The 26,492-nt window shown below is 39.1% G+C and carries 26 protein-coding genes; 17 read left to right on the forward strand and 9 right to left on the reverse strand.

Features of this window, described 5'->3' with window-relative positions; translation table 11 throughout:
• The first annotated feature begins 8 nt into the window (after positions 1 to 8).
• From IPO46_08530 to IPO46_08545, 4 genes are read left to right on the forward strand one after another with little or no spacing between them, the layout of a single operon-like run.
• Positions 9 to 995 carry a S1/P1 Nuclease gene (locus tag IPO46_08530; GenBank protein ID QQS62176.1) on the forward strand — a complete coding sequence of 329 codons (987 nt, stop codon included), beginning with the start codon at positions 9 to 11 and terminating at the stop codon, positions 993 to 995.
• Between the two features lie 59 nt (positions 996 to 1,054).
• Complete coding sequence (locus IPO46_08535; protein QQS62177.1) at positions 1,055 to 2,896, forward strand: ABC transporter ATP-binding protein; 1,842 nt, start codon at positions 1,055 to 1,057, stop codon at positions 2,894 to 2,896.
• Positions 2,893 to 3,147, forward strand: a complete 255-nt coding sequence (locus IPO46_08540) for a SemiSWEET transporter (protein QQS62178.1) — start codon at positions 2,893 to 2,895, stop codon at positions 3,145 to 3,147. Before IPO46_08535 ends, IPO46_08540 begins: the two co-directional genes overlap by 4 nt.
• 4 nt (positions 3,148 to 3,151) lie before the next feature.
• Complete coding sequence (locus IPO46_08545) at positions 3,152 to 3,589, forward strand: DUF983 domain-containing protein (GenBank protein QQS62179.1); 438 nt, start codon at positions 3,152 to 3,154, stop codon at positions 3,587 to 3,589.
• A gap of 46 nt (positions 3,590 to 3,635) precedes the next feature.
• Here IPO46_08545 and IPO46_08550 read toward each other — a convergent pair whose 3' ends face one another.
• Positions 3,636 to 4,814, reverse strand: a complete 1,179-nt coding sequence (locus IPO46_08550) for an acetyl-CoA C-acyltransferase (protein ID QQS62180.1) — start codon at positions 4,812 to 4,814, stop codon at positions 3,636 to 3,638.
• A 190-nt stretch (positions 4,815 to 5,004) separates the two neighbouring features.
• On the opposite strand from IPO46_08550, the gene IPO46_08555 reads away from it, so the two are divergent.
• Together IPO46_08555 and IPO46_08560 are read left to right on the forward strand one after the other, a co-directional pair.
• Positions 5,005 to 6,057 (forward strand): quinone-dependent dihydroorotate dehydrogenase, encoded by a 1,053-nt coding sequence (locus tag IPO46_08555; protein ID QQS62181.1) that lies wholly within the window; start codon positions 5,005 to 5,007, stop codon positions 6,055 to 6,057.
• 56 nt (positions 6,058 to 6,113) lie between these two features.
• Positions 6,114 to 6,374, forward strand: coding sequence for a hypothetical protein (locus IPO46_08560; GenBank protein ID QQS62182.1), 261 nt, complete (start codon positions 6,114 to 6,116; stop codon positions 6,372 to 6,374).
• 65 nt (positions 6,375 to 6,439) lie between these two features.
• On the opposite strand, the gene IPO46_08565 is transcribed toward IPO46_08560, so the two are convergent.
• Together IPO46_08565 and IPO46_08570 are read right to left on the reverse strand one after the other, a co-directional pair.
• Complete coding sequence (locus IPO46_08565) at positions 6,440 to 7,036, reverse strand: peptidylprolyl isomerase (GenBank protein ID QQS64359.1); 597 nt, start codon at positions 7,034 to 7,036, stop codon at positions 6,440 to 6,442.
• A gap of 165 nt (positions 7,037 to 7,201) precedes the next feature.
• Positions 7,202 to 7,552 carry a hypothetical protein gene (locus IPO46_08570; GenBank protein ID QQS64360.1) on the reverse strand — a complete coding sequence of 117 codons (351 nt, stop codon included), beginning with the start codon at positions 7,550 to 7,552 and terminating at the stop codon, positions 7,202 to 7,204.
• A gap of 181 nt (positions 7,553 to 7,733) precedes the next feature.
• On the opposite strand from IPO46_08570, the gene serS reads away from it, so the two are divergent.
• The 4 genes from serS to IPO46_08590 all read left to right on the forward strand — a co-directional run bounded on the left by serS (position 7,734) and on the right by IPO46_08590 (position 12,182).
• Positions 7,734 to 9,011, forward strand: coding sequence for a serine--tRNA ligase (gene serS / locus IPO46_08575; protein QQS62183.1), 1,278 nt, complete (start codon positions 7,734 to 7,736; stop codon positions 9,009 to 9,011).
• A 75-nt stretch (positions 9,012 to 9,086) separates the two neighbouring features.
• Positions 9,087 to 9,383 carry a hypothetical protein gene (locus IPO46_08580; GenBank protein QQS62184.1) on the forward strand — a complete coding sequence of 99 codons (297 nt, stop codon included), beginning with the start codon at positions 9,087 to 9,089 and terminating at the stop codon, positions 9,381 to 9,383.
• A gap of 111 nt (positions 9,384 to 9,494) precedes the next feature.
• Positions 9,495 to 10,955, forward strand: a complete 1,461-nt coding sequence (locus tag IPO46_08585) for a DUF1800 domain-containing protein (GenBank protein ID QQS62185.1) — start codon at positions 9,495 to 9,497, stop codon at positions 10,953 to 10,955.
• A 33-nt stretch (positions 10,956 to 10,988) separates the two neighbouring features.
• Positions 10,989 to 12,182, forward strand: coding sequence for a DUF1501 domain-containing protein (locus IPO46_08590; GenBank protein ID QQS62186.1), 1,194 nt, complete (start codon positions 10,989 to 10,991; stop codon positions 12,180 to 12,182).
• A 13-nt stretch (positions 12,183 to 12,195) separates the two neighbouring features.
• Here IPO46_08590 and dnaB read toward each other — a convergent pair whose 3' ends face one another.
• Entirely contained in the window at positions 12,196 to 13,755 is a 1,560-nt protein-coding gene (gene dnaB / locus IPO46_08595) for a replicative DNA helicase (protein ID QQS62187.1), read from the reverse strand.
• A gap of 435 nt (positions 13,756 to 14,190) precedes the next feature.
• On the opposite strand from dnaB, the gene IPO46_08600 reads away from it, so the two are divergent.
• The 5 genes from IPO46_08600 to IPO46_08620 all read left to right on the forward strand — a co-directional run bounded on the left by IPO46_08600 (position 14,191) and on the right by IPO46_08620 (position 20,114).
• Entirely contained in the window at positions 14,191 to 16,617 is a 2,427-nt protein-coding gene (locus IPO46_08600) for a phenylalanine--tRNA ligase subunit beta (GenBank protein QQS62188.1), read from the forward strand.
• Positions 16,618 to 16,653: 36 nt separating this feature from the next.
• Positions 16,654 to 16,938: a hypothetical protein gene (locus IPO46_08605; GenBank protein ID QQS62189.1), complete on the forward strand. Its 285-nt coding sequence runs from the start codon at positions 16,654 to 16,656 to the stop codon at positions 16,936 to 16,938.
• Positions 16,939 to 16,944: 6 nt separating this feature from the next.
• The gene (locus tag IPO46_08610) at positions 16,945 to 17,229 is read left to right on the forward strand and encodes a cell division protein ZapA (GenBank protein QQS62190.1); all 285 of its coding nucleotides are present in this window, start codon (positions 16,945 to 16,947) and stop codon (positions 17,227 to 17,229) included.
• A 190-nt stretch (positions 17,230 to 17,419) separates the two neighbouring features.
• Positions 17,420 to 18,985, forward strand: a complete 1,566-nt coding sequence (gene rny, locus IPO46_08615) for a ribonuclease Y (protein ID QQS62191.1) — start codon at positions 17,420 to 17,422, stop codon at positions 18,983 to 18,985.
• 103 nt (positions 18,986 to 19,088) lie between these two features.
• Complete coding sequence (locus IPO46_08620; GenBank protein QQS62192.1) at positions 19,089 to 20,114, forward strand: aminoglycoside phosphotransferase family protein; 1,026 nt, start codon at positions 19,089 to 19,091, stop codon at positions 20,112 to 20,114.
• Positions 20,115 to 20,227: 113 nt separating this feature from the next.
• On the opposite strand, the gene IPO46_08625 is transcribed toward IPO46_08620, so the two are convergent.
• A complete protein-coding gene (locus IPO46_08625) occupies positions 20,228 to 21,607 on the reverse strand; it encodes a Gfo/Idh/MocA family oxidoreductase (protein ID QQS64361.1) in 1,380 nt (459 codons plus the stop codon).
• Between the two features lie 122 nt (positions 21,608 to 21,729).
• On the opposite strand from IPO46_08625, the gene IPO46_08630 reads away from it, so the two are divergent.
• Positions 21,730 to 22,047: a DUF3467 domain-containing protein gene (locus IPO46_08630; GenBank protein ID QQS62193.1), complete on the forward strand. Its 318-nt coding sequence runs from the start codon at positions 21,730 to 21,732 to the stop codon at positions 22,045 to 22,047.
• Here the strand turns inward: IPO46_08630 and IPO46_08635 are convergent.
• From IPO46_08635 to IPO46_08645, 3 genes are all read right to left on the reverse strand, one after another.
• Positions 22,044 to 22,781, reverse strand: coding sequence for a shikimate dehydrogenase (locus IPO46_08635; GenBank protein QQS62194.1), 738 nt, complete (start codon positions 22,779 to 22,781; stop codon positions 22,044 to 22,046). The genes IPO46_08630 and IPO46_08635 overlap by 4 nt on opposite strands.
• Positions 22,781 to 23,551 carry a phosphosulfolactate synthase gene (locus IPO46_08640; protein ID QQS62195.1) on the reverse strand — a complete coding sequence of 257 codons (771 nt, stop codon included), beginning with the start codon at positions 23,549 to 23,551 and terminating at the stop codon, positions 22,781 to 22,783. The genes IPO46_08635 and IPO46_08640 overlap by 1 nt, the downstream gene beginning before the upstream one ends.
• Positions 23,552 to 23,638: 87 nt before the next feature.
• Positions 23,639 to 25,060, reverse strand: coding sequence for a tetratricopeptide repeat protein (locus tag IPO46_08645; protein QQS62196.1), 1,422 nt, complete (start codon positions 25,058 to 25,060; stop codon positions 23,639 to 23,641).
• 217 nt (positions 25,061 to 25,277) lie between these two features.
• Between IPO46_08645 and IPO46_08650 the strand changes: the two genes are divergently transcribed.
• Positions 25,278 to 25,580, forward strand: a complete 303-nt coding sequence (locus IPO46_08650; protein ID QQS62197.1) for a hypothetical protein — start codon at positions 25,278 to 25,280, stop codon at positions 25,578 to 25,580.
• A gap of 202 nt (positions 25,581 to 25,782) precedes the next feature.
• On the opposite strand, the gene IPO46_08655 is transcribed toward IPO46_08650, so the two are convergent.
• Positions 25,783 to 26,370: a cation-translocating P-type ATPase gene (locus IPO46_08655; GenBank protein QQS62198.1), complete on the reverse strand. Its 588-nt coding sequence runs from the start codon at positions 26,368 to 26,370 to the stop codon at positions 25,783 to 25,785.
• Between the last annotated feature and the right edge of the window lie 122 nt (positions 26,371 to 26,492).

The following is a 26,492-nucleotide window of genomic DNA, read 5'->3' on the forward strand; positions in this document are numbered from 1 at the left end:
GTTTACGAATGAAAAAAATTTTTGTTTCAGGTATATTGACGCTGCTGATGCTTGTGGCTTATTTGCCAGCCTATTGCTGGGGATTTTGGGCACATCAAAAAATTAATTACTTCGCAGTATTTTCTTTACCGCCGGAAATGATGGTTTTGTTTAAACCTAATATCACTTTTATTAGCGAACATGCTGTAGACCCCGATAAAAGGCGCTACGCCGTTGCCGGCGAAGGACCAAGGCATTATATTGATATTGACCATTGGGGAGAATACCCTTATGATTCACTGCCGAGGAAATGGAAAGATGCCGTGGCAAAATATTCGCTGGACAGTATTACCACTTATGGTATTGTACCCTGGCATGTACAGGTAATGCTGGGCAGGTTAACAGATGCTTTTAGGGATAAAAACTTTAGCGGTATTTTAAAAAACAGCACCGAACTGGGCCACTATATTGCCGATGCACATGTTCCTTTACATGCCAATACCAACCACAACGGGCAATATACTAACCAAAAAGGCATACACGCCTTTTGGGAAAGCAGGGTTCCGGAATTATTGGCCGAAAAATATTTTGACTTTTTTGTGGGCAAGGCCCAATACATAAAAAACCCAGGGGAGTATATTTGGGCAAGAGTTTTAGAGAGTGCAAAAGCAAGCGATAGCGTTTTATCTATTGAAAGGGAACTCACCAAACAATTTTCGGAAGACCAAAAATATTCATTTGAAGAACGCAACGGAGTAATCATCAGGCAATATTCAACTGCATTTTCAAAGGCATACGATGCAAAAATGGATGGCATGGTAGAGCGCCGTATGAAACAGGCAATTTTTACCATTGCCTCCTTTTGGTACACGGCATGGGTAAATGCAGGCCAGCCCGATTTAAAACCCATCAGCAAACAAAAATTTTCTGAAGCAGATGTTAAAGATTTTGAAAAACTCAACAGTGAATGGTCGCCAGGCAAAAAAATGATAGGTAGGCAGGAAGAAGATTTTTAACCTGCAGTTCCATTTTCCTGGTTTTCTTCAAAACCCCATCTTCAATTTATTTTTACAGTATGAAAATTTTATGGCGATACCTTAAACCACATAAGTGGCTGGTATTGGTAACCCTGTTAATGGCAGGTATCAATACAGGTTTTTCCCTGGCAGATCCTATTTTGTTTGGTAAACTGGTGAACCTGGCAGCCGACCATTTTTCGGGGGTTGATGGTTTATCAAACGATCAGTTTTTTTGGACCTTTCATAAAATTACCCGTAAAGACGTACCCTATTGGGAATTAGGCGTTTTTGTAATTATTATTTTTTCTATTTCAGTGGCAATGATCAGCCGTATTGCCAAAGCATTTCAGGATTATTTTTTAAATGTTATCATTCAAAAATTTGGCGCTGATGTTTTTACCGATGGGTTAAAAAAAGCCATGAAACTGCCTTACCAGGATTTTGAAGACCAGATAAGCGGGGAAACACTTTCCATTCTTACCAAAGTAAGATCCGATACCGAAAGATTTATGATAAGCTTTATCAATGTTCTTTTTGGCGTTTTTGTGGGTATTGTATTTGTGTTTGTATATGCCGCTTTATTTATACACTGGCTGGTACCGGTGGCTTATCTTGTTGGTATTTTTATGCTTTCTTTTATTACCGGTAAGCTGAGTAAAAAAATTAAGGTAATCCAAAAAAATATTGTTAATCAAACAACGGCACTGGCTGGCTCTACAACCGAATCGCTTAGGAATATAGAACTGGTTAAAAGCCTGGGCCTCACAACGCAGGAAGTAGACCGGCTCAACAAAAATACTTATAAAATTTTAGCACTGGAACTTACCAAGGTAAAGCGCATACGCAGCATTAGTTTTGTGCAGGGAACCCTGGTAAATACGCTAAGGCAGGTAATTTTATTTATTTTAATGTGGCTCATTTTCAGGCACCAAATGGATGCCGGGCAACTGGTAACCATGCAGATATTTTCTTTTTTTGTTTTTGGGCCCTTGCAGGAAATCGGCAATATCATCCTTTCTTACCGTGAAGCAGAAGCATCGTTGCAAAATTTCGACAGGCTCATGAAAAAAGAACCCGAGCCCGAAGCCGCCCATCCACAACAGCTAGGAGAAATAAAAGAACTGGAATTTTTAAATGTAGCTTTTCAGCATAAAACCGCTGCACAAAAAGCCATAGATAATATCAGTTTTAAAGTAAGCATAGGTGAAACTATTGCTTTTGTGGGTCCAAGCGGCAGCGGCAAATCTACCTTAATGAAGTTGCTTGTAGGCTTGTACCGGCCACAACAGGGAAAAATTTTATATAACGGTTTAGATGAAACCGCAATTCGCTTTGATGACTTGCGCAACCAAATTGGATTTGTAACACAGGATACCAACCTGTTTAACGGAACCATAAAAGATAATTTATTATTTGTAAAACCCGGCGCCAGTGAGGCAGACTTAAATGAAGCGCTTGAAAAAGCAGCCTGTACCAATTTAATGGCCCGTGCCGAAAAAGGCCTGGAAACTATGATTGGTGAAGGCGGTTTAAAACTAAGCGGCGGTGAAAAACAACGCTTGTCTATTGCCCGTGCCTTATTGCGCAAGCCCAGGGTTTTACTTTTTGATGAAGCCACTTCTGCATTGGATTCCCTCACGGAAGAAGAAATTACCAATACCATCCGCAACATCTCCGAATTAAAAAGCCAGGTTACCATTTTAATTGCCCACAGGCTGAGTACTATAATGCATGCCGATAAAATTTTTGTACTGGAAAAAGGCGAAGTGGAAGAAATAGGCACCCATGAAGAATTGCTGGATAAAAAAGGGTTGTATTTTGCCATGTGGCGCCAGCAAATTGGTGAAAGAAAATATAGTTTAATTAAACAATCAGGTTCACTCAACTCCTTTATATGACAGCAATTGAAATTTTGGGCCTTGTTGCAGGCACCATTACCTCCATTACTTTTTTGCCACAAGTTATTCGTATTTGGAAAACCAAATCGGCAAAGGATTTATCTATAAATATGTTATTATTGCTCATGGTGGGTGTAAGTATGTGGCTTGCTTATGGTATTTTTCAAAAAGATGCCGCAATTATTTATACCAATAGCATGGTTTTATTAATGGGTTTGCTGATGTTGTATTTTAAATTTAAATTTAAGTAGATCAATGGCCGAAGAAAAAAAGCCGAAGCCAAATTATTATTGGAGCATACTGGTAATGACCTGCCCCAGATGCAGGCGTGGACCTTTGTTTATTTCAAAAAATGCTTATTCAAAACTTACCATGGGCAATATTTTAAATATGCCCGAAACCTGCGCCGAATGTGGCCAGCGTTTTCACCTGGAACCTGGGTTTTGGTATGGAACGGGTTATGTGAGTTATGCATTAACGATAGTATTTTCAGCGGTATCTTTTATTCTTTGGTGGTTAATCATTGGCTTTTCATTGGATGATTACCGGTTATTTTATTGGCTGATAGCAAATGCCGTTTTATTAATAGTATTGCAGCCCTGGCTTATGCGGTTGAGCCGTAGCGTTTACCTGCGCTTTTTTATTACTTATGACGAAGAGTATGAAATTACCCAGCCCAAAGTATATTCTTAAAGGGAAATAATTTTCTAATAATCGGCTTTGCGAAATTTACTAATGGCTATTCAATATTTTCTATAATGCCTGCAATGCCTTGTCCACCACCAACACAAGCGGTAACCATACCATATTTTTTCTTCAGCCTTTTCATGTCATTAATAAGTTGAATGCTAAGCTTGCAGCCCGTACAACCCAACGGATGGCCCAGTGCAATGGCACCGCCATTTATATTTACAATAGATGGGTTGAGTTTAAGTTCCCTTATTACCGCTAAAGATTGTGAAGCAAATGCTTCATTGAGTTCAATTAAATCTATATCGTTTAGCGATATACCCGCTTGTTTTAATACTTTGGGAACTGCAGCAATTGGCCCTATTCCCATTATTCTCGGGTGCACACCTGCGCAGGCAGAGTTTACCAGCCTTGCAATGGGCTTTAAACCAAGTTCAGTAATCATCCTTTCGCTCATTACAATTACAAAAGCAGCGCCATCGCTGGTTTGCGATGAATTACCGGCAGTAACTACACCACCTGCAGCAAATGCCGGTTTTAATTTTGCAAGTCCTTCAACTGTTGTATCTCTTCTTACGCCTTCATCAGTATCTACTATATAGGACCTTGTTTTGCGTTTGTTCTTTTCATCTACATAAACTTCTTCAACTGTAATAGGAAGTATGCCGCTTTTAAAAAAACCTTCATCAATGGCCTTGGCTGCTTTCACATGGCTATTATAAGCAAAGGCATCCTGGTCTTCACGGTTAATTTTATATTCTTTTGCTACTGCTTCGGCTGTAAGCCCCATGCTTAAGTAATAATCGGGTTCATCTATGGCAATTTCATAACTGGGTACGGTTTTCCATCCTGCAGTGGGTACAAGGCTCATACTTTCTGTCCCTCCTGCAATAATACATTCTGCCATTCCGCTCCTGATTTTTGCAGTTGCCATAGCAATGCTTTCAAGGCCGCTTGCACAATAGCGGTTAATGGTAATTCCGGCTGTATCAAAGCTTACGGCTTTTGCCGCTATAATACGGCCTACCTGTAAACCTTGTTCGGCTTCAGGAACCGCATTACCCACTATTACATCATCTATCCTTTTGGTTTCAAGTTGCGGTACCGTTGCCAGTAATCCTTTTATAACTTCTACGGCAAGGTTATCGGGCCTGGTAAACCTAAAGCCTCCTTTTTTACTTTTTCCAACTGCTGTTCTATATCCGGCAACTATATATGCTTCCTGCATTGTATGGTTATTTTAAAAGTTAAGAATTGATGCAAAAAAAATAATTTCCCTAAAAATGGTTGTTTATGCAACTTTATTAACCAAAAGTAAGGCAATTATCATAAATAAAAAAGCGGCAAACAGGGTTCCATATATACCGGCCATCATTCTATATTTTATGCAAGCAAATGGTTTAGGTTAACTTTGGCACATGTATCAATTATTGAGGAGCGTTTTGTTTTTGATGGAAGCTGAAAAGGCGCATTATTTTTCCATGAACTCCTTAAAACTTTTTTGCCGCTTCCCTTTTTTAAAAAAAATTATCAGCAATAATTTTAAACCGGCAGATAAACCTGTGAAATTTTTAGGGATGCAATTTAAAAACCCGGTAGGGCTGGCAGCGGGGTTCGATAAAAATGCAAAATACTTATGTGATTTGGAAGCGTTGGGTTTTAGCCATGTGGAAATTGGAACCGTAACGCCGTTGCCCCAGGCAGGCAACGATAAACCCAGGTTGTTCAGGTTGCCCAATGATAAAGCGCTCATCAACCGCATGGGCTTTAATAACGATGGCACAAAAGCTATGGTAAGCAGGCTGCAATTATGGAAGGAGAAGCAACGCCTTAAGGGATTTAATGATACGGAAAACCGTATGATCATTGGCGGAAATATCGGTAAAAATAAAGCTACGCCAAATGAGCAGGCATGGATGGATTTTGAGAAATGTTTTGTTGCACTGCACCCTTATGTAGATTATTTTGTAGTAAATGTAAGCAGCCCCAATACACCCGGCTTAAGGGAGTTGCAGGAAAAACATTCATTGCGAAAAATTTTCACTACGCTACAAGGCATCAATAATTCGCAGGCTGTACAAAAGCCCATACTTTTAAAAGTAGCGCCTGATTTATCCATTGAACAGGTAGACGATGTGGTAGATCTTGCTTTGGAAATTAAAATTGACGGGTTGCTCATAAGCAATACAACGCTTGACAGGAGCTGCCTTAGCGATGCATCAAAATTAATTGCACATAAAGCAGGCGCAGGCGGACTAAGTGGCTTGCCCGTAAAAAGTAAAAGTACACAACTATTAAAATACATTGCTCAGAAAACCGTTGGGCAAATTCCCCTTATAGCCAGTGGTGGCATTTTTACGGCTGCAGATGCCCAGGAAAAACTAAACGCAGGCGCTTCTCTTGTGCAGGTGTGGACAGGGTTTATTTACGAAGGGCCGGGCATTGTAAAAAATATAATGAAAAATTTATGATTAAATTTTACCCAATTATTGAAAATATTTTTTTAAACAATTAAAATTTTTAAAACATGAGTGAAGAAAAAAAAGAAGAGGGCTTTTTTGATAAAGTAAAAAGCCAGTTCAACGAGTTAAAAGATAAGGCAGAAGATGCCTGGGATAAAGTGGAAGATAAAGCCGAAGAGGTTTGGGATAAAGTAGAAGACAAAGCAGAAGCTGCCTGGGATGCAACAAAGGAAAAAGCGGCAGGCTTAAAAGACAATATCAAAGAAAAATACAATGAACTCACCGGCGATGAAAATGAAGAAGAAAGCGAAGCCGGAAAAGCTTAATAAAAATAACCTCACCATAAATCTTTATTACGGACATTGGTGAGGTTTTTTTTTCTTGAAAAAAATTATTCTGCTATTTCTATTTTCATACGTACATCTGCAAGTGGCCTGTCATGGCTATCCCTGGGTACATTGGTAATTTTACCAATTACTTCAATGCCTTTTTCCACTTCTCCAAATACGGTATAATTCTGGTCTAGAATGGGTGTACCGCCAATTGTGGTATAAATTTTACGTTGTTCAGGGGTATATTTAATACCATAATACTGTTCAATCTGGTTTAGCTCGGCATCGGTACTTACTTTACCTTCTACCAAATAAAACTGGCAGGCGCTGCTGGCTTTTGCAGGGTTATTATCCCTTGCTGCTGCAATCACACCTTTTTTGTGAAAATAATTGCTGTTGAATTCTGCAGGTATCCTTGGCATATCTGCACCACCTCCACCCAGCAAGGTGCCTGGTGTTGCGTTTTTGCTCAATGGATCGCCGCCTTGTATCATAAACTGCGGTATTACCCTGTGAAACAAAAGACTGTCGTAAAAACCTTCCTTCACCAGTTTTACAAAATTATCCCTGTGTAGTGGCGTGCTATCGTATAATTTTAAAATAATAATGCCTGAATCTGTAGTTATTTTTACTCTGATGCATTTATCTGTTTCCATGCTTATATCTTTTTTATTTTGAGAGGCAATAGTATTAGGTAGTTTTTTTGCTGCCTTCATTTTTTGGTTTGAATTGTTTGCAGTACCTGTTTTTGGAGGCTGTGCATTTACATAAAAAGTTGACACAAGGGAAAATGCTGTTAAAAATGCAATTTTTTTCATTAATCAATTAAAGTTTAAGGTTTGAAAATACAGTAAAACATGGTCTTTAAGAAAATTTTCTTGTTCTATCATATTAAATTCCGGCAAAGCTTTTGCTTGCTTAAAATGTGGCCACCCTTCATCATCATGCCCTTCAAGAAGGTAATAACCGCTTTGCATTAAAATGGTACAAACGGCAATGTGCATCAGGTCTTGCTTTTCTTCTTTGCTGTATTCTGCCCGGCCTTTACCCAGTTCCTGAATGCCAATTAAAAGCAATACGCCATTCATATCCGGTTTAATACCAAATTTTTCTTTAAGTTTTATACGCAATTTCAACCAGCGTACCTGAAGATCTTCGCCCAAATGTTGCATTGCCTGCAAAAGTATAACCTTAGTTTCAAATTGCTCAATGTTGTTTGTAAAATGAATGATAAAGTGATTAACCCCACAACTAAAGCCAGAGGGTAATATTTATTTTCTGCTGATCATAGCCGCAAAACCTATAAAAGCGGCATTAATCTTATCTTTGCCGCCTTAAAAAGTACAGGAATACATGTTGCAAATAAATTTTATAAGGCAAAATGCAGCCGAAGTAAAACAAAGGCTTGGAGTAAAGAATTTTTCAAAAATTCATTTGGTAGATGACCTATTAAACCTGGATGGCGATTTGCGTAAGCAAAAAGCCGAAACCGAAAACTTGCAGGCAGCCATGAACCTTGCATCAAAGGAAATTGGCATTTTAATGGGTAAGGGAGAAAAGGATGCTGCAGAAAAAAAGAAGCAGGATGTTGCCCAAAAAAAAATTGAATTGGCCGAGTGCAGGAGCAAATTAGAAGAACTGGAAATAAGGTTTAATGAAATATTATTGCAATTGCCCAACCTTCCTCACCCTACAGTTCCTAAAGGCAAATTGGCAGATGATAATGAAACAGTAAAAGAAGCGGGTGAAAAACCACTATTGGATAAAGCTGCAAAGCCACACTGGGATTTAATAAAAGAGTATGACCTTATAGATTTTGAAACCGGTGCAAGGCTTACGGGCAGCGGGTTCCCATTGTACAAGGGCATGGGTGCAAAGCTGCAAAGATCTTTAATACAGTTTTTTTTAGAGTATAACACTAAAGCAGGCTATACCGAGTATGCCCCGCCGTTAATGGTAAATGAAGCTACCGCATATGGCACAGGCCAGCTGCCCGATAAAGAAGGGCAAATGTACCATATTACCGAAGATGGTTTTTATTTGATACCCACTTCCGAAGTGCCGCTAACAAATATATATGCCGATAAAATTATTAAAGAAGATGAGTTGCCTGTAAAAATGACCGCCTTTACCCCATGCTTCAGGAGAGAAGCCGGAAGTTTTGGTGCCGATGTAAGAGGCCTTAACCGCCTTCATCAGTTTGACAAAGTAGAAGTGGTGCAATTGGTACACCCGGCAAAAAGTTACAATGTGCTGGAGCAAATGGTTGCCCATGTTGAAAGTTTATTGGTTCAACTGGAATTACCTTATCGTATCCTGCGCTTATGCGGTGGCGATATGAGTTTTACCTCTGCACTTACCTACGACTTTGAAGTATATAGCGCCGCACAGCAAAAATGGCTCGAAGTTAGTTCGGTGAGCAATTTCGAAACTTTTCAAACCAACCGTATGAAAATACGTTTTAAGAATACAGAAGGTAAAACAGAATTACTGCATTCGCTCAATGGCTCTTCATTGGCCCTGCCCCGAATTGTGGCAGCGTTATTAGAAAACAACCAGGCTGGGGATTACATCAACCTTCCAAGGGCTTTGCACCAGTATTTTGGGGCAAAAAAAATTGAGAAACCTTAAATTTTCCAGGCAGTTTATTATATTTTTTATTCAAAAAAATATTAAATTTGTTGCTTATAAAATATATTTACTAGTATGAAATTAATTGCTTTATTAATAACTTCTGCATTCGTTTTCTTATTCAGTTGCTCGCCCAAAACCACGCCTACAGGTACAACTATAACTATTCCTAAGTTAACTACAGAAGCCGCTGCCGGTTTGGTAATTTATACCGCAAAATGCGGCAAGTGCCACGAACTTAAAAAAGTTGATAACTATACTGCTGCGGAGTGGGTGCCTATTTTGGATGCCATGGCGCCAAAAGCAAATTTAGACAGTACTGAAAAAGCCAATGTACATGCTTATGTGCAGGCGCTTGCCAAAGCCGGATAATACTGCACAACCTTTTTTGTTGCCAATAATTTAATTTCTGTTAAACCTGGCAATTTATTTTGAGTCTCACTCAGGATAATTGTACATTGTATTGCAGTAAAAATTAGATTTATGGCTTCCAATCGTATAAAAAACCAGCACCTTCTTTGGCGTGCAGGCTTTGGGCCCATGGCAGAAAACTCCGCCAGCCTGGAAAATTTTTCTACCGAAAAACTCTGGGAAGTCCTCATACAAACATCTGCAAAAAAGCCACAAAAAATCGAAGTGGCACGTAGCCTTTCAGATGGGTTGGTAAAAGGTGTTGGCGAAATTATTCGTATGGAAAAGCCTGCCGACGAAAAAAAAGCCATCAAAAAAAAGCGCCGCCAGGAAAACAAGGAAGGCATTGCAAGCTTAAACCTTATGTGGCTCGATACCATGATTAACAGTGAGGCGCAGCTAAGGGAGAAAATGAGTTTTTTCTGGCACGGCCACTTTGCCACAAGGGTTATTAACAGTTATTTTCAACAAGAACTCCTTCATATCATTAGAGAAAATGCATTGGGAAATTTTGGCGAATTGCTTAGGTCTGTAAGTAAATCGCCTACCATGCTGCAATTTTTAAATAACCAGCAAAATAAAAAAAGCCATCCCAACGAAAATTTTGCACGGGAAGTAATGGAACTCTTTACCATGGGCCGGGGCAACTATACCGAAGACGATATTAAAGAAGCTGCACGTGCTTTTACCGGGTGGGGTTTTAATATGCAGGGCGAATTTGTTTTCAGGCGCCAGTTTCACGATGAGGGTAAAAAAACTGTGCTGGCAAAATCGGGAAATTTTGATGGCGATGATGTATTAACCATTTTATTAAGTAAAAGAGAAACCGCAGAATTTATTACCCGTAAAATTTACCGCTTTTTAGTAAATGATAATGTAGAGGAAAGCAGAGTAAAAAGCCTTGCGGCAGATTTTTATGATTCCGGTTACGAAATTTTGCCCTTGTTACATTCCATGGTTACCTCCGATTGGTTTTATGATGAAAAAAATATTGGCAGCAAAATAAAATCTCCCATAGAATTGCTTGCAGGCATACGCCGTTACCTGCCCATGAGCCTTGATAATGATGAAGCCCAAATGCTTTTTCAAAAAGTTCTGGGCCAGGTTTTATTTTATCCGCCAAATGTTGCCGGCTGGCCAGGCGGTATGTCATGGATTGACAGTACAAGCCTCATGGTGCGCCTCCAGGTTCCGCAGGTGTATGCTGCTAAAGAATCTATTTTGCTAACTCCCAAAATAGATGACGATGTTGCCATGGGTTCCAAAATGGAAGAAACGGTGCGTATCAACAGGAACAAAGCTTATGTAAACAGGGGAGGTGCGGCAGATATTGAGTGGAACTTAATTTTCACGGCTTTTGAAAAAGTAAAAAGGCCCAGCCTGGTAAACGCAATCAGCAATTCTTTGGTTCAATCAACAAAAAGCGTAAACCCGGATATAATTACCCGCTATTCCGATGGATCTTCAAGAGAAGCGTTTATTAAAAGCGCTGTAATTAATATTATGAGTACACCCGAATACCAAATGTGTTGATAATTGTAAAAGTCTTTTTTAAAATATAATAATATGTTGTTTAAAAGAAGAGAATTTATACAATCAGGCTCATTGGCAACCGCCTCTTTAATGTTTCCAAAATTTTTGAAAGCATTTGAGCATAAAAATCTTGTACCGCCCGGCAATAAAGTGATGGTAGTGATTCAGTTTAGCGGGGGAAACGATGGTTTGAATACCGTAATTCCTATTAATAACGATATTTATTATAAAGAAAGGCCAAGGCTGGGGATACAAAAAGCAGATGCTTTGCAAATAACTACGGATGCCGGCTTAAACCCTGCACTATCAGCCTTTAGAGAATTGTACGATAATGGCAACTTGTCAATTTTAAATAGTGTGGGTTATCCCAATCCCGACAGGTCCCATTTCCGCAGCATGGATATTTGGCAAAGCGCCAGCAATGCAAATGATTATATCAATACCGGTTGGGTGGGCCGCTACCTCGATGCACAATGCAGCGGATGCGACAAACCTACGCAGGCTGTGGAAATTGATGATATGCTAAGCCTTGCTTTAAAGGGCAACAAACAAAAAGGATTGGCATTTACCGATCCCCGACGCTTATACAGCAGCAGTAATGAAAGTTTTTATAAAGAAATAAGCAAAGAGCATGTAAACAGCGAAGCAGCAGTGGATTATTTGTATAAAACCATGGGCGATACTATTAGCAGCGCCAATTATATTTTTGAGCAAAGTAAACTAAGGCCAAGTTCTGCATCTTATCCATCAACAAAATTAGCAGCCAATCTCAAAACCATTGCCTCGCTTATAATGAGTGATATCAATACTAAAGTGTACTATGTTTCCCTGGGAAGTTTTGATACGCATATTAACCAGGCTGCACAGCAAACCAGGTTGTTTACAGAGCTTAACGATGCCATTAAAGCATTTACTGGCGACCTTAAAAAGAACAACCGCTTTGAAGATGTTCTTATCATGACTTTCTCCGAATTTGGGAGAAGGGTTTCGCAAAATGCCAGCAACGGCACCGATCACGGCACGGCAAATAATATGTTTTTTATTGGAGGCGATTTAAAACAAAAAGGATTGATCAATACCATGCCCAACCTTGCCGATTTAAATAGCGGCGACCTCAAGCACCAGGTAGATTTTAAGGCTGTGTATGCAACCTTACTTAATAAATGGTTGCAGACAGATGACGAAGCTATACTGGGCAAAAATTACCAGCACCTCGATTTTATTTAAACTTCAGGAATAATTAAAAATTCATGTCGTCAAAACGGCCGTCGTTCATGCTGCTTTCTTTATTGATATAAAGTTTAGCCGCATCATCTCCGCTTCCACCAGATACGGGTTTCCAGTTTCCACTCTTTGGCATTGAACCACCCTGGCTGTTGCCATCGTTATCGTTTTCAATAAATTTTTGAATATGCAGCAAGGCCTTAAGCTTTATTAACTCAAGGCTTCCATTACGGTGCTTGGCAATTTTTACATGTGTTTCCCCTTTATTGTTTTCGCCAAATTCATTGGCAGTAATATCATAATATTCCGGCCGGTATAAAAACATTACCATATCTGCATCCTGCTCAATGGCACCGGATTCACGGAGGTCGCTCAGTTGGGGCATTTTATTGCCTTCTTTACGTTTTTCTACTTCCCTGCTTAATTGAGATAAGGCAATAATAGGAATTTGTAATTCCTTGGCAAGGCCTTTAAGGTCCCTGGAAATCCGGCTTATTTCCTGCTCACGGTTGGCATTTCTATCGCCGCTGCCACTCATCAGTTGCAGGTAATCTATTATTATTAAGCCTACATTATGTTTGTTTTTCAGCCTGCGGCATTTTGCCCTTAGTTCAAAAATATTTAAGGCCGCAGTATCATCAATAAAAATGGGCGCTTTAGTAAGGCGGTTAATGCCTTTATCGTGGAGCTGTTTCATTTCATACTCTTCCAACTGGCCACGGGCAATTTTTTCCAGCCATATTTCACTTTCGGCGCTTAAAATCCTTTGTACCAACTGGCTGCTGCTCATTTCTAAGCTAAAGAAACCAACGGGAGTAGGTTTTGTAGGATGTAATGCGGCATTGCGGGCAAGGTTAAGCGCAAATGCCGTTTTACCAACCGAAGGCCTTGCAGCAAGAACAATAAGGTCGGTAGGTTGCCAACCGTAAGTAACTCTGTCCAGCGAAGCAAAACCTGTGGGCACACCGGTAATATCTTCCTGCCGGTTGCGCATATCTTCAATGCGCTTAATAGTTTTTACCAATACAGTTTCTATTTCATCAAAATTTTTGCGTAAATGGTTATTGGTTATGCCAAATAATTTGCTTTCGGCATCGTCCAGCATATCAAATACATCTATGCTGTCTTCATAAGCATCACCAATAATTTCGCCGCTTATGCGGATAAGCTCCCGCTGTATAAATTTTTGCAACACAATTCTGCTGTGTGCATCAATATTTGCCGATGATACAACCGCATTAGTGAGGCGGGTAACATAAAAAGCACCACCTACAATATCCAGCTCTTCTTTAAACTTTAATTCTTCAACAACGGTAAGTAAATCTATTTGAGAATTTTTACCGGCAAGAGATTGCATGGCTTTAAAAATCCTTTGGTGTGCATCTACGTAAAAACATTCGGGTTTAAGGATTTCAATAACCGTATCAAATGCCCCTTTTTCCAGCATGATAGCGCCAAGTATGGCTTCTTCTGCTTCTTTGGCTTGTGGCGGCACTTTTCCAAAAACCATACTTCCCAGGTCGGTTGAAGTTTTTCTTATTGATTTTCTGTCCTTATTGAGATTGGTAAATTCCATTTTTTTTTGCTTAACAGGTAATTTTCATTTGTTCTAAAACTGTACTCTTTCCACTCTTGTTTTCTGCTACGGCAGCTAAGGTAGCAGGTGTAAACTAATCTTATGGATTAAATAGTTATGCACAAAGCCTTTAATACTATGCTTTACCGCTTTATCCACAGAAATTCACAATAAAGTTAGTTTATTCACGGGTAACTAACAGGTTAATTCACATCTCCTATGCAATATAATTCGGGCAAGCCTGCTTTTTATTAACAAAATTAAACCACCAAATTTCTTTTTGTTCACCTGTTGTTTTAAATATTTTTTTTTGGATTGAGTAAAAATTATTTAAAGAGCAAACCAATGCAAATAAAATGACTTTTTGATGCATAAAATTCGTTATTCCTACATTTTGCAATACTTTATCTTTGCGGCTTAAACCATTAGTACGGTATGACTATTTCTTATAATTGGCTTTGTAATTATTTACCAGAAAAACCCCTGCCTGAAGCATTGAGCAAAATTTTAACGGCAATAGGTTTAGAAGTGGAAAGCCTTGAACTAAAAGAAAGCATTAAAGGCGGATTAAAAGGCCTGGTTACCGGGGAGGTATTAACCTGTGAAAAACACCCAGACGCAGATAAATTAAAATTAACAACGGTAAACACTGGTAATGGAACTGCATTGCAAATTGTTTGTGGCGCAGCAAATGTAGCTGCCGGCCAAAAAGTAATTGTAGCAGTTGCCGGCACCTGCATTTATCCTTTAGCCGGTGAACCATTTGTCATAAAAAAAACAAAAATACGTGGCATTGTAAGCGAAGGGATGATTTGTGCCGAAGATGAAATTGGGCTTGGGGAAAGCCATGATGGGATTATTGTTTTACCAGCCGGTACCGAAGTAGGAAAACCTGCAGCAAGTTTATACCACTTAAGCAGCGATTATATTTTTGAAATAGGCCTCACACCCAACCGTATGGATGCCATGAGCCACCTGGGCGTAGCAAGAGATGTATGCGCTTATTTAACGCACCACAACCGTAAAGAAGTTAAACCAAAACTTCCCTATAACCCATCATTTGCTCCGGATAGTGATGCCACAACTATAAGCATTAGCATCGAAAATAATGTAGATTGTAAACGTTATGCCGGCCTTTACCTTCAAAATATTACCGTAGGCGAAAGCCCCGATTGGCTAAAGCAAAAATTGCAAAGCATCAATGTAAAATCCATTAATAATATTGTGGATATTACCAATTTTATTTTGCATGAAACCGGACAGCCCTTGCATGCTTTTGATGCCGATAAAATTAACGGCAAATCTATTATTGTAAAAAGCGCCAAAGAAGGCGAAAAATTTATAACGCTTGATGGAAGCGAAAGAAAATTAAAAGCAAATGACCTGGTGATATGCGATGCACAAGGGCCTTTATGCATTGCCGGTGTATATGGCGGGTTAAATAGCGGCGTAGGCAATAGTACCAAAAATATTTTTTTAGAAAGCGCCTGGTTCAGCCCTGGAGCAATTAGAAAAACTTCGGTGGTACATGGGTTAAGAACAGATGCTGCAACACGATTTGAAAAAGGAGTAGACATTAGTAATACCGTGTTGGTATTAAAGCGTGCTGCAGAGTTAATAAAACAGGTGAGTGGCGCTACTATTGGTGCGGTAACAGATATTTATCCGCAACCCGTTGAAAATACAATTGTGCAATTAAAATACCATTACCTTAAAAAACTCAGCGGTAAAAATTATCATAGCGAAGCTGTAAAAAATATTTTAATGGCATTGGGTTTTGATGTTTTTAAAGATGCCATTGATGAATTGTGGGTGCAAGTACCTTATCATAAACCTGATATTACACTGCCTGCAGACCTTGTAGAAGAAATTATGCGTATTGACGGCCTGGATAATATTGAAATACCCGCTGCAATTACCATCACACCTTCGGCGGAACTTGGCGCAGAAAAAATGGCTTTTAAAGAAAAAACAGCCAACTATTTAACTGGCCTGGGTTTCAGAGAAATTTTTACCAATAGTATAACAAATAGTCATTATTATACCGCAGCGGAATTGGATACCGCAGTAAAATTAAAAAACAGTCTTAGCGCCGGATTAGATATCATGCGGCCCTCAATGCTCGAAACCGGCCTTGAAGTAATGGCATATAATATTAACCGAAAAATGCAGCGGTTAAAATTTTATGAATTTGGAAAAACTTACAGCAGCGCCGAAATGGGAAAGTATACAGAGCGCAACCATTTGGCCTTGTACATTAGCGGCGAACTTGCCGAAACGGGCTGGCAGCACAAATCCCCAAAAGTGGATTTTTATTACGTAAAAGCGGTTGCAGAAAAAATCATGACGCTTACCGGGGCAAAACGGGTTAGCTACGAACCCGCTGAGGCGCCTGGCTTTGATGAGTATATTTTAATAAAACAAAAAAATACCGTGTTGGGTAGTGCCGGAAAAATATCGGCAGCAAAAGCAGAAGCGCACCATATAAGCGAAAGTGTTTTTTATGCCGGCGTAAATTGGGATGAAATATTGACGCTTTTGCAAACCAATAAAATTATTTACCGTGCTATACCAAAATTTCCGGCCGTAGAAAGAGACCTGGCCTTGCTTGTAGATAAGCATATTGCTTATCATGAACTGGAAAAAGCGGTAGCAGAAGCAAATATAAACCGCCTGGTTTCTGTAAAACTTTTTGATGTGTTTGAAAGTGAAAAACTGGGCAATAATAAAAAATCTATGGCGGTAAACTTTACTTTTTGCGACGAAACAAAAACCCTTACCGATGCAGAGGTGGAAGAAATGATGCATCAAATCACTGGCTTGTACGAACAAAAACTCGGCGCCGAAGTAAGGAAAAAATAAAGGATCAATTTTTTTAGATAACAGTTTTTTAAAAGAATGACAACACAGGATTATATTAATTCCATTTCTACCAAAGTACAGCAAGTACTAAAGCGCTACGATTCTTTAAAAAAAGAAAACGCCGTTTTAAAGGAAAATTATGAAAAGCTAAAACTACAGCAGGAAGAATTAAAACAAAGGGTAGATGAAATGCGCCAGCAGGAACTCCTGCTCAAAGCATCGGCGGCCCCACTCAACCCCGAGGAAAAAAAAGAAATGGTTCAAAAAATAAATAGCTACCTGCGTAATATTGATAAATGTATTTCATTATTGGGTAAATAATTTTGTATGGCAGAAATGATACCGCTGAATATTGTAATTGGCGATCGCACTTACCGCATTAAAACGGAAGCTAAAGATGAAGAAGCAGTGAGGCAAACCCTAAAACTCATCAACGAAAAAATTATTGAGTTCAAAACACAGTTTGCCGGAAAAGATATGCAGGATTATATTGCTATGGTAATTATTTGGTATGCCACACAAACCCCGGCAAACCACTCAGCTGCAGCACAAAACAATCAACTTTTAGAAGGCCTTAAAAAACTTGAAGCACAAATAGATAAGTCTTTATAAAACAGACCTTCCATATTAATAAATTTTTGTATTTGCTGTTAGATTTATTTATTAATATAATAAATTATCGCTATCCCGTTCAAACTTCCTGAAAATTGGTATCTTCGCTAATAACCATCTCACTCTAAAAATATTATGGGTAAAGATTGGAAGAAATATAATAATAATCAGTTCAAACAACTAATAATCAATGGATTCAACGATAATTTATATCATCATCGGTGCAGTGGCCATAGTAGCGGGCATCTTGCTGGGTAAAGTAATTTTTGCCAAAAACACACAAAAAAATATTGAAGAGGCCGAAGCTCAATCACAAAAAATAATTACAGAAGGCAGGTCAAAAGCCGAAACTTTCAAAAAAGAAAAAGAACTGGAAGCAAAGGAAAGGTTTGTTCAATTAAAATCAGAACACGACAAAGATGTGCTGCAGCGCAACCAGAAAATTAATGAAGGAGAAAGCCGCATCCGGCAAAAAGAGCAAAGCCTAAATGCCAAAGAAGGCAACCTGGAAAAGCAACTTAAAGAAAACGATGCCATAAGAGAAAACCTGAACCGGCAAACAGAAATTGTAAACCTTAAGCGTACCGAACTGGAAAAGCACCAGGAAGAACATATCCGACGCCTGGAAAAAGTTGCCGGCTTAAGTGCAGAAGATGCCAAAACACAACTTATTGAAAGTTTAAAACAGGAAGCACAAACCCGTGCATTGGCGCTTCAACAGGAAATTATAGAAGATGCAAAGCAAAAAGCCAATAAAGAAGCCCGTAAAATTGTAATACAAACCATTCAGCGTACCGCAGCAGAGCAGGTAATTGAAAATACCATTACGGTTTTTAACCTGGAAAGCGATGAAATAAAAGGTTCTATCATTGGGCGTGAAGGCCGCAACATAAGGGCAATTGAAGCAGCAACGGGTGTTGACTTAATTGTAGATGATACCCCGGAAGCCATAGTGCTTTCCTCCTTTGATCCTTTGCGAAGGGAAGTTGCCCGCCTATCCTTGCAAAGGCTGGTATCCGATGGCCGTATACACCCTGCCCGTATTGAAGAAGTGGTGGAAAAAACCCGCCGCCAGCTCGATGACCAGGTGATGGACATTGGAGAAAGAACCGTAATAGAACTGGGCATACATGGCCTGCATAAAGAACTGGTAAGAATGGTAGGCCGTATGCGTTTTCGTTCTTCTTACGGCCAAAACCTGTTAATGCACAGCCGTGAAACGGCAAATCTTTGTGCAATAATGGCATCGGAACTTGGCTTAAACCCAAAGCTGGCAAAAAGAGCAGGTTTGTTGCACGATATTGGAAAAGTGCCCGATGAAGAAACCGAACTAAGCCATGCTTTACTGGGTGCAAAACTTGCCGAAAAATATGGAGAAAATCCGGCCGTGGTAAATGCCATTGGCGCTCACCACGACGAAATGGAAATGCAATATGTTATTTCACCTATCATACAGGCCTGCGATGCCATAAGCGGTGCAAGGCCTGGGGCAAGGCGAGAAATAATGCAGCAATACATTCAACGCATTAAAGATTTGGAAAACCTGGCGCTTGCCTATAATGGTGTAGAAAAGGCATACGCTATACAGGCCGGCAGGGAACTGAGGGTAATTGTAGAATCAGAAAAAGTGAGTGATGCCGATAGCGATAAACTAAGTTTTGAAATTGCCCAAAAAATACAAACCGAAATGACCTTTCCGGGCCAAATTAAAGTAACGGTAATACGGGAAAAAAGAGCGGTAAATATAGCACGATAAAATTGATGTATTTTTAAAATGGCCTTTGTTGAAAAGCAAAGGCTTTTTTATTATATGCAATTTGTTGGAACCAATCCTTGATTTTTTGTTTTAATTTTCAGCAATGGAGGAGCCACTATTACAACAATTAGCCACATTTTACCAAAAACCTTTTGCCAATCCAAAAGTATTTGGAACCGGCTTAATAAACCATACCTGGAAGCTAAGCGCCGGGCAGGATTTGCTTATCATCCAAAAAATTAATACCCATGTTTTTGAGCATCCCGGATGGATTGATGAAAATTTAAATATGCTTGCTAACTATTTCAGCAAGCATTTTCCAGGCTATTTGTTTACCGCCCCTTTGCAGGGAAAATACGGAAATTCGTTATATGAAATTAACAAAAGCTACTACAGGTGTTTTGCTTTTGTAAACAATTCGCATACGGTAGATGTGCTGCAAACCACAAACCAGGCTTTTGAAGCGGCAGCTCAGTTTGGAAAATTTACTGCATTACTCAATAATTTTGATGCAAACAAATTGCATATTACACTGCCCGATTTTCATAACCTTGCATTGCGCTACCAGCAATTTGAAAATGCCCTGAACAAGGGTAACCAGGCCCGAAAAGCAGGTGCAAAGGAGGAAATACTCTTTTTAATATCCCAAAAAAATATTGTGGAGCGCTGGCAAAATTTTATTGAGCATAAAGAGGCTGGGAAAAGGGTTGCCCACCATGATACTAAAATTTCCAATGTGCTTTTTGATGAAACCGAAAAAGGGATTTGTGTAATTGATTTGGATACTGTAATGCCGGGTTTTTTTATAAGTGATGTGGGCGATATGCTGCGTACTTATATTTGCCCTGTATCAGAGGAAGAAAAAGATTTGGATAAAATATTTGTGCGAAATGAATTTATACAGGCAATACAAGATGGATATTTCACCGAAATGAAACAATGCTTATCTCAATTTGAGCAAGATCATTTTTTGTTTTCCGGCGAATTTTTAATGTATATGCAGGCATTGCGCTTTTTAACTGATTACCTCAATAACGATATTTATTATGGCAAAAAATATGAAACACATAATTTGCTGAGGGCGCAAAACCAGGTACAATTGTTAAAAGAATTTCAGGTAAATCTTTAAGTTTATTTCTGCAAAAGCAATTTAGTATTAAGATGCAGGTAAAAAATTTTGTCATGAGCAGATCGCCACATTCACTTTTAAAATTCTTTTACAATTTTGCAGTGTAAACTCTTTTAATAATCTTCCTGCCCCACACAAAACAGTGGCTTTCTCGTTTTCCATTTTCCTCTTGTAAAATCGGGTATGGTTTGCAGTTTGCCGCCTTGTGCTATAGATTTTTCACTCAAAGGTGTAATGGCATACCAGGTAGCCATATCATAAATGTCCAAAGGAAATTCTGCTTTGCGTTTAATACATTCTATAAAAGCATTGTCAATAAACCAATCCATACCGCCATGACCGGCCCCTGCAGCATCATTACCGTATTTCACCCAAAGCGGGTGGTCGTATTGCTTCATGTAGCTTTCGGTGTTTTCCCAGCTATGCGGCTTACTTTTATCTTCAAAATAAATTAATCCGCCGTTTAGTTCGCCTGCATGGGTATCCTGCCAAATGCCATTGGTACCCTGTACTCTAAAGCCCAGGTTGTATGGCCTTGGCGAAGAAGTGTCGTGGGTTAAAACAATGGTTTCGTTATTGGCGGTTTGAATTTGCGTTGTTACAATATCGCCCAATTTAAAATTTACTTTTGCATTGGGATGATCCTTTCCGCCCTTGGGATGGTTTACTATATAGCGGTGCAAACCCCTCGTTTTGGTAGCAATGGAAGATAGTTTGGTGAGCCTGTTTCCCCGGTTAAGGTCAATCATGGTACCTACAGGGCCTAAACCATGCGTTGGATATAATTCGCCGTTCCGGTCAATAGAATGTTGGGTGCGCCATTTTGCTTCGCTCATGCCTTTTTCTCCAAACTCCACACCGCTGCCGTAAGGCGTAATGCCATCGTTAAATTTTACGGCACGCAAATCATGCTGGTAACCGCCCTGCAAGTGTAAAATTTCGCCAAACATACCCAGCTTTACCATATTAAAAACAGCAAGTACATCCCTGCGGTAACAAACGTTTTCCAAAGGCATTACCGGTATGCCAGTTTTTTCGCTGGCATTCACCATGTCCCAGCAATCTTTTAAATGGAGAGCTCCGGCAACTTCCACGCCGGGTATTTTTCCGGCATTTAATGCATCTATGGTTTGCGGTGCATGCCACTCCCAGGGTGTTGCAATTATTACGGCATCTATATCATCACGCTTCAATAAATTTTTATAATCGTAATTGCCATTGGTAAATTCAATGGGTTTTGGTTTGCCAGCTTTTGTAATAATATTTTGCGATGCGGCCATCATTTTTAAATCAGGGTCGGCCATGGCAATAATTTCCACATCCTGCCTTGCGGCCATGAGGCGCACATGCTCCTGGCCCCTGAGGCCCACACCAATTAAACCTATTCTTACTTTATTGTTTTTTTGAAAAGATAATGCCTGTATGTTTTCCAGCGATAGTGCTACCGATAAGCCTGCAAGGCCGGTGTTGCGAATAAATTTTCTGCGGTTCATATTGTGTGCCATAATCTTATGTTTTAAACTGTGAATTTAAGCATCATTCCTTAAAATAAAATGGAACTTATAAAAGTTAGGCCAATAGAATAAAAACAACGAATTTTGCAAAAAAAATAGTAATGGCAACAGATAATAAACAGCTACAAAATCAATTAAATATTGAAATTTCCGAAGAGGTATCCGAAGGGCAGTATGCCAACCTGGCCATCATTACACATAGCCATGCAGAATTTGTTTTTGACTATGTAAATGTAATGCCCGGCACACCCAAGAGCAAGGTAAAAAGCCGAATTATTATGACACCTTTTCATGCAAAAAGATTTATGAAAGCTATTATTGAAAATGTGCAAAAATTTGAGGCCAGCCATGGCGAAATTAAAGATATGGAAACAGTAGAGCTGCCTTTTAATTTTGGCGGGCCACCTGCACAGGCTTAATCGCTATTCCAAATTCTCCAGTTTTCTTCAGCTTGTATCAACAGCATTTCAAAACCATTTTTGGTGAGGCAACCTTTTGCTTTTCCTTTGGCTAAAAACTGGGTTTCTGCAGGTTTGTAAATTAAATCGTAAAGCAAGTGTTTTGCGCTAAGCGATGCATAAGGCAAATCGGGAAAATTTGTTTCATTGGGCAGCATGCCTACAGGCGTACAATTGATGATGATATAATATTCTTCCAGTATAGATTTATTTACCTCATTGTAGCCAATGCAGTTTTTTTCTTTTTTTGATGTGGATACCAGCAAAAACGGAATGGATAATTGCTTTAAAACATATTGAACTGCCCTGGAAGCGCCACCTGTACCTAATACCAGCGCTTTATTGTGCTGCGGTTGCAGCAAAGGTTCAAAGGATGTTTTAAAACCCAGCGCATCGGTATTATAACCGCTTAGTTTTTTTCCATTTATTTTGATACAGTTTACAGCGCCTATTTCTTTTGCAGTAAAGTCTAAATGTGTAAGAAAAGGAATAACGGCCTGCTTATGCGGTATGGTTACTGCAAGCCCTTTTAAATTTTTAATTTGTGCAAGTATATCAGGAAAGTTTTCAATTGAGCTTATTGGGAAAAGTTCAAATTCACAATCTGTTAATTTTTCTTTTTCAAATTTTTCGGTAAAATATTTTTTTGAAAAAGAAACGGATAAAGGGAAACCCAAAAGTCCGTAAACTTTCATCAGGCATTTTCTTTATTGAGGTAAAGGTTAAAGGTATCGCCCCTTAACCCGATACGCATGGCTTCCAGCGCTATTACTTCCGATGGAGCAATATTGCCCAGGTTTACATTGCATCCAATGAGTTCTAAAAAGTAGAGTTGCTGTGCTTTTTGTGGCGCTTCCCATATAATTTGTTGTTCGGGTATTTGGGTGAGTATTTCCTGTACCAGGCCTTCCCTTACTTCACCTGTACCACGGTAAATACCTACGTTACCGGCTTCCCGGGCTTCGGCAATTACATAAGATGAGCCTGCATTTAATTCGGCACGCATTAGTTCAATCCATCTATAAGGCGGAATAATATGTGCGGCATCTTTGCTGCCCACTTCGCTAAGTACCAGGCCATGCTTAGTGAGTTTTTCTATATAGCCGCATTTTTCCGTATGTGGAATGGTAATTGAGCCATCGCTTACTTCCATGTAGCTAATACCGTATTCTTTGCAAACAGTAATATAATCTTCAAATTGGTTCCTGATTAAGAATGCTTCAAACAAAGTGCCGCCAAAATAAACGGGAACATCAAAAGAACGGTAAATTTCCAGTTTTTCTTTGAGGGTATTGGTTACATATGCTGTACCAAAACCGAGTTTTACCATATCAATGTGCGGTGCCGCAACACTCATAAAATTTTTGGCTTCAGCTACGCTCAAGCCTTTATCCATTACCATGGTAAGGCCACTTTTACGAGGCTTGGTTTTTCTTTCGGGAATTTGGGAGAGGTTAAAATTCATATAATTTATGCTCTTTGCTTTTGCGTGCAAAGATAAGGGAAGCGTATTTTTTACGCTAAAGCAATTATTTGCAAAATGAAAACAGGTTTAAGAAGGCCTTTTCTTTTTAAAGCGGGCAGCAATTTCCACTACCTGCTGGTAACGTAGCAGTGAAGGCTCAATTTCAATTATTTTTTTAAACCCTTTGGGGTACAAGGCAAAGCCATTTTCGAGGTATATAAGGGCTTCTTTTGATTTGCCTGCTGCAAACAGGAACAGGCTTTTATAAAATAAAAATACCGGTTTATTTTCTGTGCTTTCAAAAGCCTGTTTTGCATATTCAATACCATCGTTAATTAAACCGCCTTTGTACATGCATTGCAATAGTTCTACCCAGCCATTAATGTTTTTGGGTTTCAATTTTACGGCATTTGCAATTGCTGTAATCGCTTCGGGGTATTTGCCCAATTCCATATAACATCTGCCCAGTGCAATATTATACTCGGGTTGCAAACGGTGCATGCTTAATGCGGTATGTAAACATTTTATAGCCGGTTGCCATGCGCCTTCGTTCATATAGGTGCCGGCAATTTTATAGTGTAGCTGGCTGTCTTCTGCATTAAGGTGGCTGGCTTTGCGATAATGGAATCTTGCCTGCGAAAAATTTTGCAGCTTATGGTAGCAATAGCCCATGGCTTCGTAAATCACATATTCCGGGCGGGAAAGCTCCAGTACTTTTTCCAATGCCTCAATGGCTTCTTTGTATTTTCTCAACCTCAGGTAAGCATCACCAAGGTTGCGGTAGGCATAATCAAATTTTTCGTCAATGGCAATTGCGTACTGGTAGGCATCAATGGCTTTTTCATGCAATTTTAATCCCTGGAAGGCAGCGCCAAGGTTAAACCATGCCAGTTCATTGTATGGAAATGAATGAATAATATTTTGGTGCAGTCGGATGCTTTCTTCGTACCGGCCGGTAAAATCGGTCCAAAAGCAAATTTTGTACAACGCCTCCTCATTATTGCCATCTTGTTCTAAAATCAAAATAAGGCAATCAAAAACCTTTTCAAAATTTTCGTAATCGTCGTATACATCGGCCAGTTCAAAAAGTAAATCTGTTTTTTCTTCGCCTCTAAAATCATCCAGTGCCGATTCTAATATTTCTGCGGCTTTTTCCTGCATATCCAATGCAAGAAAGGCTTCGGTTTTTAAAATAAAGAGGTCAACATTACGGCCATCGTAGAGTTCGGCTTTTTCCAAAGTATGCAGCGCATCCTGATAAAGCCTTAACGCTATTTGAAAGCTGGCTTTTTGCAGTAGAAGGTTACTGGAAAAAGGATATTGCTCTATGGCAAATTCCGCAGCTTCAAGGGCAGCAGTCAATTGCTCTTTTTCATCAAAATATTCTATAATGCGTTCAAATTCATCCTCTTCAATTAAAGAATGGGAACGGCCTGCTTTAAGGTTATTATATTGGTTAAGCAGGGCTTTTAGTTCCTCACGGTCCTGTCGGGATGGGTATTTACTCATACGTTTTTGAGGTAGGTTGCTCTAATATACCGTGTTTTTACGTTAATGCATACTTATTTAACATATAAAACTTATAAACATGCGTTGAAAACAAGTGAAAAAATGGATAAATGGTATTGTAAAAGCAAATAAAATTTAGTAAGTTTGTAACATATTCTAAATAAGAATGATAAAGGCTGTTAAAATATCGTTGGTTTTTTTCCTGCTGATAGGTTTTATGAATCCCATATTTGCAGACAGGGGTCTTGGTAAAAAGAAAAACAAAATTCTGGTGAAAATACCTGTAACCAGTATGGGTAACAGCAAAATTTCTTTTAATCTGCGTACCGGCCTTACCTATAAGGGTTCGTTAATAGAAAATGATAATAATGCATCTTCAAATGAAGTATCTACAAAAACCCTGGTAACTTACAAGCAGGGAAATAATGTATATATATTGCCCTATAAGCAAAAAGTAATACAGCCCGAATCGGGCCAGGGATATGCAGGGCTTAAGCTCATCATACACAGAAGTAATTAATAAACCCTTTCACTTGAAAGGGTTTTTAGTTTTACAAAGCGGATAAAATGTTTTCAATATTTTCATTTTCTTCGTGTTCTTTTTTTAGGTATTTATAGGAAGGTGCCTGCCGCCGCATGTGTCTCCAACCAGAGGCATTACAAAGTCGTGTCAAAGAAAATGAGAGTTACCTGCATAAAATAACTAAAGTGATATACAATATTTAAAAATCAACCTCTACTTTTTCTATTCCCCTTATTTTTTTTAAAGATTTTAATATTTGTTTTATTATTCTTGTTCCGGCAGATCCGGTATCAATACTTGCCGTTAAAACTGGCTCTTCATAAAATATCCTGCAATTATGCACAACGCCATTTTTTCTATTTAGCGCTTCGGATTTTTCCTTCCTGTCGCCACTAAGCAAAATGGTTTTTAGCTGCTTTTGTTTTAGCCAGTTAATCACTGTTGCAGCTTCGGGCCTTATTTCATCTTCAAGGTCAATCCAGCCAATAAATGCATCGTTTTTTGTTACAAAAATATTATGGCTTGTATCGGTAAAGTTTTTGGGCAAAATATTAAAAGAGCCTGCCTGGTATATATAACCCTCTGCATCGGTGGCTTTAATGCCAAGCCCTTTTATTTCTTCAACGCTTTTCCATTTTATTTCTTCATTGGTTTTCCATTGTGCTGCAATAGATTTTCCTATTATATTTGCCAGTCTGCGACTGGAGTTAACTTTGCAAATGTTCAATTTCTTTTTTGCCTTTGCTGTTGATGCCGGTGATAGATCAGGCAGTGGATTTTTTTTCACACTCTCACATACTGGCGCAAGTGTTCTGCAGGGTCACTTGTGCCAATTATGTTTGCCAGTCTGCGACTGGAGTTAGCTTTACAAATGTTCAATTTCTTTTTTGCCTTTGCTGTTGATGCCGG

The sequence above is a fragment of the Chitinophagaceae bacterium genome (assembly GCA_016699815.1).
Lineage (GTDB): Bacteria > Bacteroidota > Bacteroidia > Chitinophagales > Chitinophagaceae > Ferruginibacter.